This is a genomic window from Niallia sp., assembly GCF_031978665.1.
In the GTDB taxonomy this organism is placed as follows: domain Bacteria; phylum Bacillota; class Bacilli; order Bacillales; family Cytobacillaceae; genus Niallia.
The window spans coordinates 72180-84088 of sequence record NZ_DALZDK010000003.1 but is presented as its reverse complement, the minus strand read 5'-3'; the positions used below and the strand labels follow the sequence as shown (position 1 = coordinate 84088).

Annotated in this window: 10 protein-coding genes; all 10 read left to right on the top strand. The window is 34.0% G+C overall.

Going from position 1 to position 11909, the window contains the following annotated elements; all coding sequences use genetic code 11:
- The first annotated feature begins 113 nt into the window (after positions 1 to 113).
- The 10 genes from RTL21_RS02570 (at position 114) to RTL21_RS02525 (ending at position 11906) form a co-directional block, all read left to right on the top strand.
- On the top strand, positions 114 to 404 hold the full coding sequence (locus RTL21_RS02570) for a hypothetical protein (RefSeq protein ID WP_312093016.1): 291 nt from the start codon (positions 114 to 116) through the stop codon (positions 402 to 404).
- Positions 405 to 466: 62 nt separating this feature from the next.
- Positions 467 to 1729, top strand: coding sequence for a CYP152 family fatty-acid peroxygenase CypC (gene cypC, locus RTL21_RS02565; RefSeq protein WP_312093015.1), 1263 nt, complete (start codon positions 467 to 469; stop codon positions 1727 to 1729).
- A 174-nt stretch (positions 1730 to 1903) separates the two neighbouring features.
- Positions 1904 to 3193 carry a helix-turn-helix domain-containing protein gene (locus RTL21_RS02560; RefSeq protein WP_312093013.1) on the top strand — a complete coding sequence of 430 codons (1290 nt, stop codon included), beginning with the start codon at positions 1904 to 1906 and terminating at the stop codon, positions 3191 to 3193.
- A 163-nt stretch (positions 3194 to 3356) separates the two neighbouring features.
- Entirely contained in the window at positions 3357 to 3485 is a 129-nt protein-coding gene (locus RTL21_RS02555; RefSeq protein ID WP_312093011.1) for a hypothetical protein, read from the top strand.
- Positions 3486 to 3501: 16 nt separating this feature from the next.
- Positions 3502 to 4119, top strand: coding sequence for a hypothetical protein (locus tag RTL21_RS02550; RefSeq protein ID WP_312093009.1), 618 nt, complete (start codon positions 3502 to 3504; stop codon positions 4117 to 4119).
- 341 nt (positions 4120 to 4460) lie between these two features.
- Entirely contained in the window at positions 4461 to 6086 is a 1626-nt protein-coding gene (locus tag RTL21_RS02545) for a peptide ABC transporter substrate-binding protein (protein ID WP_312093007.1), read from the top strand.
- 79 nt (positions 6087 to 6165) lie between these two features.
- Positions 6166 to 7101: an ABC transporter permease gene (locus tag RTL21_RS02540; RefSeq protein ID WP_312093005.1), complete on the top strand. Its 936-nt coding sequence runs from the start codon at positions 6166 to 6168 to the stop codon at positions 7099 to 7101.
- Between the two features lie 6 nt (positions 7102 to 7107).
- Positions 7108 to 8046: an ABC transporter permease gene (locus RTL21_RS02535; RefSeq protein WP_312093004.1), complete on the top strand. Its 939-nt coding sequence runs from the start codon at positions 7108 to 7110 to the stop codon at positions 8044 to 8046.
- 49 nt (positions 8047 to 8095) lie between these two features.
- Positions 8096 to 10138 (top strand): ABC transporter ATP-binding protein, encoded by a 2043-nt coding sequence (locus tag RTL21_RS02530; RefSeq protein ID WP_312093002.1) that lies wholly within the window; start codon positions 8096 to 8098, stop codon positions 10136 to 10138.
- 238 nt (positions 10139 to 10376) lie between these two features.
- The gene (locus RTL21_RS02525) at positions 10377 to 11906 is read left to right on the top strand and encodes a BglG family transcription antiterminator (protein ID WP_312093000.1); all 1530 of its coding nucleotides are present in this window, start codon (positions 10377 to 10379) and stop codon (positions 11904 to 11906) included.
- Positions 11907 to 11909: the final 3 nt, after the last annotated feature.

Sequence of the window (11909 nt, the reverse complement as noted above, 5' to 3'; positions counted from 1 at the left end):
AACATTAACTGTCTGTATAGATAAAATAAGCATGGCGTTTTTTTCCTAATGATTATTCTTTGCAATTTACCAAATACTAGTTGTATTCTGGTTCATCATTAGGAGGCTTACTATTGAATACTGTAGAAAGAGAATATGATAAAAGGGTTCTTTACTTACATGGCTTAAATGAATTAAAACAAAGGGATATAAGGATTTCTCCTACCCCATATAAAAATAAATTTTCTGATTTTCGGAAGAATAGTAATTATTTATTTCATTCAGGGTATGGTTTACATGAGAAAGGGTTGAATGGTTCTCGTAGTAAGTGCGTAAAAAGAAGAAAACACCCTATCCTTACTACTCTAACTGTATTTGGGATTGGGGCAATTTTCTTAAAAGCAATGAAAAATTCAAAAAAATAACAGAAGGATACCTGCTGTTGTTTTTTTATTGATAACCGTTTAGGTTTAAAGGAGAGTCAGAAATGTCAACAAAATCAAAAATACCTTCAGAAAAAGGATTAGATAAAACTGTCACTCTACTAAAAGAAGGGTACTTATTTATTAATAAAAGAATGGATAAGTATAAAACGGATATTTTTAAGGTGCGTTTATTGGGTCAACAAGTTATTTGTATAAGAGGAGAGGAAGCTGTGAAAGTCTTTTATGACACGGAGAAGTTTCAACGTAAAGGTGCTGCTCCAATGCGCGTGCAACAATCATTGTTTGGGAAAAATGCGATTCAAAGCTTGGATGGTGAAATACATCTTCACAGAAAGCTGCTCTTTATGTCATTATTGACACCTGCTCATCAACAAAAACTAGCTACTCTTACAACAGAATATCTTGCTGATGTTATGAAACAGTGGGAAAATGCTGATCAAGTTGTTTTATTTGATGAAATGAAGCATCTTTTATGTAAAGTAGCTTGTCAGTGGGCAGGAGTTCCGCTTGCAGAAACAGAAGTGACAGAACGTGGGGACGATTTTATCGCAATGGTTTATGCTTTCGGAACAATTGGTCCCGTGCATTGGAAAGGAAGAATGGCTCGTAACCGAGCAGAACGATGGATAAAGGATTTGATGGAAAATGTACGCAATGGAAAAGTAGTAACGGAGCAAGGAACGGCTCTACATGAAATGGCTTTTTATAAAAAAATAGATGGAACACAGCTTGATACGCAAATGGCAGCTATCGAATTAATTAATGTGTTAAGACCAATTGTGGCAATTTCTACTTTTATTACGTTTGCTGCATTAGCTATGCATGAGTATGTGGAAGAAAAAGAAAAACTTCGTTATGCTGATAATCATTATATAGAAATGTTCATCCATGAAGTGCGTCGATATTATCCCTTTGGACCATTTCTCGGTGCCCGTGTACGAAATAAATTTATTTGGCGTGGGCATTCCTTTCAAAAAGGCTCACTTGTGTTATTAGATATATATGGGACCAATCATGATGCTCGTCTATGGGGAAATCCTACTCAATTTAATCCTGGTCGATTTGAAAATTGGGACGGGGGATTATTTGATTTTATTCCACAAGGTGGAGGAGACCCAGCAAAAGGACACCGTTGCCCTGGAGAAGGGGTTACTGTCGAATTGATGAAAGTAGTTTTACGAGCTCTTTCAACAAAAATGGAATATGACGTACCGAATCAAGATTTACAATATAATTTAAGTCAGATGCCAACATTGCCAAAGAGTGGATTTATCATGAATAATATTAAAAAGTTGGTAGAATAGCACCTATTAAAGAAACTTGAACTGTTTTTCTTGGACAGGACAAGTTTCTTTTACTTATTTCAAAATTGATAGTATAATTTTATTTTTTGCAAAAGTACAGAAAATTTCATTATATATTTTCAATTAAAATGGTATAAGAGCGATATAATAATTGTAATAGCAAATTAAATGGAAATGAAAGGAAAGAAGGAAGATGAAATGGTAGGTGAAAGAATAAGACAACTGCGAATTCATAAGCAGTTAACACAAAAAGAGCTTACAGAAGGTATATGTTCTATCACTTATTTAAGCCGGATTGAAAATGGACAAATTAATCCTTCGGCAGAGTTTCTAAGAAAAGTATCGAAAAGACTTGGGTATGATTTAACCGAGTTAAGTAGCCCGAATAGAGACGAGAAAACGCTGGGAATTGTAGAAAATTATAAACGGAACGGCGAAATAACAGAAGAAAATCTCTCTTATTTACATATCCAAACACTAGAGTTGAACTCTACAGAAATAAATCTGGAGATCTATGGAGTTCTGTTGAGGTACTATACGACGAAAGGGGAAATAGAGCAGGCAAGGAGCATTTACAACTTATCGAAAAGGTTTATTTCTGGAGAAATGAGTGTGGAGTTAGAAGAAGAATATTTTTATTATTTTCTGGCTTGTGGAAACTTCTTTTATTGTCTTCAGGACTTTACACTTGCAAATCATTATTATTCTAAAGGGGAAAGTTTGCTAAAAGATAAAGATAATTTAGAGGCTGCAAAATTATACTATAATCTTAGCTTGGTTAAGCAAAGGACTTATGCTAATCAAGAGGTTAGTCTTTATTATTCACAAAAAGCCTATGAAATATTTAAAAAATATGGAGAAAAAGAAAATATCATTATTGTCTTAATTACACTTGGGGTCCAATATCAATTAAATAATGAATTAGATACTTCAATGGAGTGCTTAAAAAAAGCAGAAGCTATTATAGTAAAAGATAAAGACAGGGAGAAATATGTAAGCTATACTGCTATGATTCAACATAATATGGGCAGAATTTATGAAAAAAAGAAGGATTATCGCGGTGCTGTCACATACTATATAAAAAGCATGGAAAAGTTTGAAAGGCATTCGTTAGAGCAACAAAATGTTTATCCATTAAAAAGATTGGTAGAAATCTATATAGATCTAAAAGATTGGGTTTTAGTTGATAAGTATTTAGAAAAGGCAATTGCCATAACAGAAAAACATCAGTTAAAGTACGATTATATTCGTCTTAATATGATTAAACTATCGGTGAAAAAAATACAAGGGAATGAGAGTTCCTATGAAAAAGGGATGCAAAAGCTACTTGATACAGCCATACAATTAAATCAGGGAGCTTTAATCAAAAAAATTACGAAAGAGCTTGGGAATCATTTTTATGAAAAGAAAGCCTATAAAAAGGCAGCCGATCTTTTAAGGAGAGCGCTAGATTATGAGAAATAAAACTCGGAATATTTCAAGTGGTTTAGTCGTACGCTTTGTTAAATTACATAGGAAAAAATATATTTAAATGATAGAAAAAATAATAGAATTTTACTTCTTTCAATAAACAAATCATATGCGTTAAAGTATTAGTAACAAAACATAAATGATAGGAGTGTTTACATTGAAAAAAGTAATTTTAGCTGTTCTTGCTCTCGTAACTTTAACATTAGGGGTTAATTTAGATAAGGCTTTTGCTGAAGCCGAAGCTCAACCAGGACCATTTAGTATTGTTAATAAGGTAACGGAGTAATAGATGGATGGTGGAGATGAATAATCAGTTAATGCAACAGATATTTGTAAACTATCAAGATCAAATGAATCGAGATTATTTACAGCCATCAACTTCTCATATTGTCGCGTGTTCCATTGAAAAACATCATAAAAATATACGGAAAACAAGGGATTCGCTTTTTCACAAAAATACGCTCGCACAGATTTTATTTGAGGTGTTTGACAAGTTTGAACCAGAATTTATCCAAGCTATTTCTCCTTTAATTATTAAATTGAATCAAGATGTTGTTGCAGGAATACCTAATAATGGCGTTTACAAGTTAGATGCTGAAAATGAAATTTTTGTTCAACTAGATCACATCGAGAGCAATCAATTTCAAGAGGTTGCAGTACATCAAAAGCAACTTGGCATAAAGTCTAATTTAGGGATTTCCTATAAACTTTTAAGAAAAGATAAAGAGACATTGGATACTTTGATCAAGGTAATGAAAAAACTAAATTATTACCTATCCTTGCATGGAGGAGTGGAATCGACTATCGCTATAGCTGATTTCATATCAGAACATCAAGAGAAAAAGCTATTATTGCCTCCTTATATTTTCGTACAGTGGTTGTATCCTACAAGTAATTTTAGAGATTCTTTCATCTCGTAGTAGAGAAAAATTTATATTATAGTGATTAAAAAGGTGAGCTTGCGATCAGCAAATCGCCTTTTTTTGAGAAAAAGGAATCTATATTTAAGGGGAAGTATAAGGGATACCTTGTGCTTTTTTGCTTTATTAGTCTATAGATTTACGGATGATTATTATTGTGTTTTGATTTTTCTAAATATTTAAAATAGTAATTGACCTCCTTAATAAGGGGAAGTATAATGATTTTATGTTATAAGAAGTAACATCTAATGACTCTCATCAATTTTCGGCTATTATTTTTGTCAGAAAATATAACATTTTTTTGTTGTGTACATGCTATATACATAATAAGGGGGAAAAAGATGAGAAAATGGTGGATGTTAAATGTATCGGTAATTGTAGTATTCATGCTATTGCTTAGTGGATGTGCTGGCTTTAGCTCAAGTGAAGGAGAAAAATCTAGCAATGAAGAAGTTAGTTCATTGAATCTAGCGTTAGAATCAGATATACCAGATTTAAATCAAACGAAATCAACGGATGGAACATCTTTTACCATCTTAAATAATGTACTTGAAGGTCTTTATCGACTTGATAAGGACAACAAACCTCAACCAGCTATGGCTGAAAGTGTAGATATATCTGAGGATGCATTAACCTATACCTTTCATTTAAAAGAGGGAATTAAATGGAGTAATGGAGAACCAGTTACAGCAGCAGATTTTAAATATGCTTGGCTAAAAACATTAGATCCTGATACAGCAAGTGAGTATGCTTTCATTATTGCTCAATTTGTAAAAGGAGCAGCAGAATATAATGCTGGTGAAGCAGATGAATCAGCCGTTGCAGTAGATGCACCAGATGATAAAACACTCGTTGTTACATTAAATCAGCCTACACCATTCTTTCTTGATTTAACTGCTTTTGTTACTTATTTCCCACTAAATCAAAAGTTTGTGGAGGAAGTAGGATATGACAAATATGCATTAACAGCAGATAGCATTCTTTATAATGGCCCCTATGTATTAACCTCTTATGATCAAGGAAAAGGTGTTTCATTAGAAAAAAATAAAGAATATTGGGATAAAGATAATGTCGCAGTAGATAAAGTGAATTTAGATGTTATTAAAGAAGCAAGTACCGCTCTAAATTTATATGATTCTGGGAAACTGGATAAAGTTTACTTACAATCATCGGATGTAAATAGCTATAAAGAGAAAGAAGGCTATGGAACTGAAACGATGTTCCGTACTTATTTTACGCAAGTGAATTTACAAGAAAAACCATTTGATAACGAGAAGATTAGACAAGCATTTCAATTAGCGTTTGATCCGAAAATTTTAACAGACACTATTTTAAATAATGGTTCACTACCAGGCACAGGGGTAGTTCCAGCTGGTATTAGCGGAAACAGCTCGTCAACATATCGTGAAATAGCAGGTGATGTCTTTACACCAGATCCGGCTAAGGCCAAAGAGTTACTGGAAGAAGGAATAAAAGAGAGTGGCGAATTACCGCCAATCGAATTATTGGCATCCGATGATTCTGTTTCTAAAGATACGGCAACATTTTTACAAAGTGAGTTTAAGAAGAATCTAGGTGTAGATGTATCAATCGTAACGAAGCCGTTTAGTGGAAGACTGGAAGCGATGCGTGACGGAGATTTTATGATTGCAATAAACAGATGGGGAGCAGATTATAATGACCCGATGACATTCATTTATGAATGGCTTGGACAGCCACCATCTGGATCCCGTGGTTATTTTGAAGATAGCAAGTATCAAGAATTAGTATTGGCTGCGCAAACGGAAACAGATGTAGATAAACGAATTGACTTGTTTATCGAAGCAGAAAAGATTCTGATTGATAAAGGGATTGTTGGTCCACTCTATTTTGATGGAAGAGCGTTTATGATCAATCCAAAAGTAAAAGGTTTAGAATTGCCGCCTGGTGGTTCATTAGAATTGAAATATGTAACAATCGAAAAATAAAGAATGTAGATAGGAGGGAGAGTTTTTCCCTCCTACTCTATTAACACAAACGAAATTTTTCATGGAAAGGGGTGTTTGTATGGGGAAATTTATTGGCATAAAAATTTTAAATATAATCATTACACTATGGATTATTGCAACGATTACTTTTTTCTTGATGAAGATGTTGCCAGGCTCTCCTTTTAATGAAGAAAAATTATCTAGTCTTACAGATGAAGCAAGAATGGAGTTTCTAGCAAAATATGAATTAGATAAGCCAGTTTATGTGCAATATGGAAAATATTTAGTGAATCTTGTAAAAGGTGATTTAGGAATTTCTTATTATTATAAAGGACAGTCTGTGAACGAGCTTTTATCCAGTCGTATTCTCCCTTCGGCATTTCTTGGTGTGCAGGCCATCGTTCTTGGATTATCCATTGGGTTAATTCTAGGGATGATTGCCGCCTTAAAACATAATACCGTTTGGGATTATCTCACGATGTTCATAGCAGTAATCGGTGTTTCCGTTCCGAACTTTGTATTTGCTGCCCTTTTGCAATATATAGTTGCGTTGAAATGGGGTTTATTTCCGGTAGCATTTTGGGAAGGATACGATAGTTCCATCCTTCCATCGATAGCATTGTCTTTAATGATTATCGCGCTTGTTTCCCGATTTACGCGAACAGAAATGCTAGATGTTCTGCAGCAAGATTATATTTTAACTGCTAAATCGAAAGGGCTCAGCCAATGGGGAGTTATTATCAAACATGCTGTGCGAAATGCGATGATTCCAGTTATCACGATTCTAGGGCCGGTTGCGGTTAGTATTTTAACTGGTTCATTGGTTATTGAAAATATTTTTAGTATTCCTGGCATCGGTAGTCTATTCGTTGATTCTATTAAGTTTAATGATTATACAACCATTATGGGAGTAACCCTATTTTACAGTGCCTTTTTTATTCTAACGATGCTCGTTATTGATCTTTTATATAGTGTTATTGATCCAAGAATTCGAATTAGCGGATTAAAGGGGTGATGATATATGGCAGAACCAAATCGTAAAATAGATCAGTTACCAGATGAACTATTCGAAGTTGTTGGAAGAAAACAGGAGGAGCTCGAACAAATTTCTCAGCAGTCTTTTTCTTTTATGAAAGATGCATGGATCCGTATAAAAAAGAATAAGGCGGCTATTGCTAGCTTAGTCATCTTATTGTTAATTCTTTTGCTTGCGGTATTTGGTCCATATATGAATGGTTACACCTATTATCAAACAGATTATGATAAAACCTATCAACCTCCTAATGGAGAACATTGGCTAGGAACTGATAAGTTTGGGAGAGATCAATGGACGAGAATTTGGGAAGGAACAAGAATTTCCTTATACATTGCCTTTTTAGCTAGTATTCTCGATTTAGCAATTGGAGTAACCTTTGGTTCGATTTCTGCATTAATTGGCGGGAAAGTTGATAGCTTGATGCAACGAATCATTGAAATCCTTATGGGGATTCCCCATTTAGTGATTGTCATTCTATTAATTATGATGATGAAGCCAGGGATTTTTACCATTACTGTTGCAATGGTTATTACAGGTTGGGTTAATATGGCCAGGATTGTAAGAGCACAAATTTTAAAATATAAAAATCAAGAATTCGTTCTTGCTGCACGCTCGTTAGGCGCAGGAAATAAACGGATTATTGTCAATCACATGATTCCAAACACGATTGGCTTAATTATCATTAATATGATGTTTACAATACCAAGTGCTATTTTTACAGAAGCATTTTTAAGTTTTATTGGACTAGGTCTCCAAGAACCAGCTGCATCCCTTGGAGTTTTGATAAACGATGGTTTCCACTCTATGCGGAATCAATTTTACTTACTGATTTATCCGGCTATTATCATCACTGGATTAATGGTGAGCTTTAACCTATTAGCAGATGGATTAAGAGATGCTTTTGATCCCAAATTGAGAAAATAATTTTGGAGCAATGGTACATAATGATAGACTTTTTGGGGAGGCATAGAAAATGGATACAATTTTAGAAGTAAAGGATTTACACATTTCCTTTAAAACTTATGCCGGGACAGTTCAAGCGATTAGAGGAGTTGATTTCCATTTAAAGAAGGGAGAAACATTAGCGATTGTAGGTGAATCTGGCTCAGGGAAATCGGTAACGTCAAGAGCAATAATGAAATTGTTGCCCGAAGGAATATCGACTATTAGCAAAGGTGAAATCCTATTTAATGGGCAAGATTTGGTCTCCCTATCTGAACGAAAGATGCAAAATATTCGCGGATCGGAAATTTCGATGATTTTTCAGGATCCAATGACTGCCCTCAATCCAACGATGAAAGTTGGACTACAAGTAGTGGAGAGCGTAAGAAAGCATCGAAAAATAGCTCAAAAAGAAGCAAAGAAAATTGCTTTAGAATTATTTGAGCTGGTCGGAATTCCAAATGTGGAGCTAAGATATAATCAATATCCTCATCAATTTTCTGGGGGGATGAGACAGCGAATAATGATCGCATTGGCACTAGCATGTAATCCGAAAATTTTAATTGCAGATGAGCCGACGACTGCACTAGATGTAACCATTCAAGCGCAAATTCTCGATTTATTAAAAGATATACAGAAAAAAACAGGTACTGCCATCATTTTGATTACCCATGATTTAGGGGTAGTTGCTAATATTGCGGACTCTGTTGCTATTATGTATGCAGGCAAAATTGTTGAAAAAGGTACAGTTGATGAAATATTTTATGATCCTAGACATCCTTATAATTGGGGATTATTAAGTTCTATGCCAAATTTGGATACAAAGGGAGAGTTAATCTCTATTCCAGGATCGCCACCTAACTTAATGGATCCTCCGAAGGGTGATCCATTTGCTGCAAGAAATGAATATGCAATGGCGATTGATTATCAATTAGAGCCACCAATGTATCAAATTACTGATACCCATTATGCAGCAAGCTGGCTGCTTCATGAAAAAGCTCCTAAGATTACGCCTCCTGTAAGTGTGAATGAAAAAGGAATTTCTTTAGTCCAGAAATCGCTGGATTTAGAAGATAACGAGGGACATCGTTATCTATCTAGTGAACCAATCATGGAAGTGAAAAACCTTAAAAAGTATTTCCCATTAGATAAAAATCAAACATTAAAAGCGGTTGATGATGTTAGTTTCCACATTATGAAAGGAGAGACACTAGGACTTGTCGGTGAATCTGGCTGTGGAAAATCGACGACTGGCCGAACCATATTAAAGCTATATGATGCAACAAATGGAGAGGTTATTTTTAATAAAAAGAAGATTAATGGAAATGTAAAGAATGAAGAAAAGAAAGCAATCCATCGAAAAATGCAGATGGTGTTCCAAGATCCATACGCGTCTCTTGATTCACGGAAAACGGTGGAAGATATTATTGCAGAGGGGATGGATATCCATCAATTGTATCAAACGAAGGAAGAAAGAGCAGAGAAGGTAAAAGAATTACTGGATTTGGTTGGCCTTCAAAAAGAACATGCAAGCAGATATCCCCATGAATTTTCAGGTGGGCAACGACAACGAATTGGAATAGCCCGAGCTTTAGCAGTTGATCCAGAATTTTTAATTTTAGATGAACCTATTTCTGCTTTGGATGTATCCATTCAAGCACAAGTAGTTAATCTATTGAAAAAGCTTCAAAAGGAAAAAGGATTAACCTATTTGTTTATTGCTCATGATTTATCGATGGTGAAATATATTAGTGACCGTATTGGTGTGATGTATTTAGGAGGATTAGTGGAACTTGCCCCTGCAGAGGAGTTATACAAAGAGCCATTGCATCCATATACAAAAGCGTTGTTATCTGCGATTCCCATTCCAAATCCAAAAGTAGAACGGAGGAGGGAACGAATTGTTTTAAATAGTGATCTTCCTAGTGCGATTTCTCCCCCAACAGGCTGTAGATTTAGGACTCGTTGTCCAATTGCGACAGAAATGTGCAAGGAAGCACCAGAATGGAGAGAGGTAAAGGAAGGAAGATGGGTTGCCTGTCATTATAGTGAATCAATGAATGAGATGGCTTAAAAAGCAAGGAATTTTATATTTCCTTGCTTTTTGTTATGGATAGAATGAGAACCCTTTTTCGGTATATAGCAAAAACGAAGAGAGTCTCCCTATTACTTCAGATAGACACAATGGCATAGCTTAAAACGAAATCCCGTTTTAATAGGGACACAAAATCCATTATAATTTTGTAATTGTGTATCCGTTTTCAATCGAATAAGATAATAGCATAGAGATAAGAAAAGAGGTGAAGTAATTCGTGAGTGAAGTCATGAATGAGCGTCATCAAATGATTCTTAATATCTTAAGAAAGGAGAAACGTTATGTAACAGCTGCTGAGTTAGCAGAAGCGCTAGAAGTTTCCAAAAAAACAATTTATAGAGATATCCAACAAATAATAGATGCAAATTCAATGCTATTTCGGATAATAAAAAAAGAAAATTTTGGTTATTATTTAGAAAATAATAAGAAAACACTAGAAAGTGAAACTACAGTATTTGATTATCCAGATGAACGCCGTTTGAATCTATTATTATATCTTCTGTCGATTGCACCCTGTAAAACCTCAATTCAGAAAATATCGGAGAAATACATCGTAAGCCAAAGTTCTATCCTCAACGACTTTAAACATATTGAAAAAGAATTAAAGCCATATAACTTAAGATTAATAAGAACAAATGAAGGAACATTTATAAAGGGAGATAAACTATCCATTTATCGTTTAATGGCGGTGATTATTGAAAATTACTTAACTCAAATGGGTGATCCTTTTAGTCAATATGATATTCCTGATTCAATAAAAAAAGTAAAAGTAAAAAATAATAATTTATTAAAAATTAAAAAGTTACTACATGATATTCAAGTAGAGCATGATTTAAGCTTAGATCAGCCTTATTACCTAACTTTATTTTGTTCCCTTCTCTCAATAATAGAAAAACAAAGTAATAAGCTTATATTAAACGAAGAATTAGTATTTGAAGAGATAGATAATAACTCTAGTATCTATTATGTATGTAAAAGTTTGGTTGGTGAAATGGAAAAGTGCTTTTCAATCCAATTAAAAGCATATGATATTTATTCTCTATACTATATTTTGAAAGCGTATAAACTTAATTCACGCTTTTTATTGAATCAAGATACAGAACAGTATCAAAATGAACAGGTGATTCTTTTAGCAAATAGATTAATAGCGAGAGTTACAGAAAATAGTGGCTATCAGTTTGATACTGATGATGAGTTATTAGAAAGATTAAATTTGCATATGCATGCGATGATATACCGACTAAGTCACCGGATATATATTATTAATCCAATCTTAAAATCCATTAAATCTAACTTTACAAATATATTTGGCTTAGTAAAGATTAGCATAAACGAGTTAATAGAAGAGGGGCATTGGGAGAGGTATATAACAGATGAGGAAATCGGCTATATTACTTTATACTTTCAGATATCTTATGATGATCATTTTGCTAACCAGATTCCTATATTAATAGAATGTACAAGTGGAATTGGCACTTCTCATTTGTTAAGTGAAAAAATAAGAAGAACTTTTCCTGATATCCATATAAAGAAAATTATTGCTCAACAACGAATAAAACAGATAGACTACGAAGATGTAGAACTAGTAATTTCTACTGTGAAAACACATAGTATCATTGATAAGCCAACCATTCTTGTGAGTCCTATTTTAAACCAAGAGGATAAATTTAAAATAGATCAATTCATTAAGGATTACTACAATCAACAAAGTATTATCAGTGGAAAATGGAAAGGTCGGAGGGGATAAAGT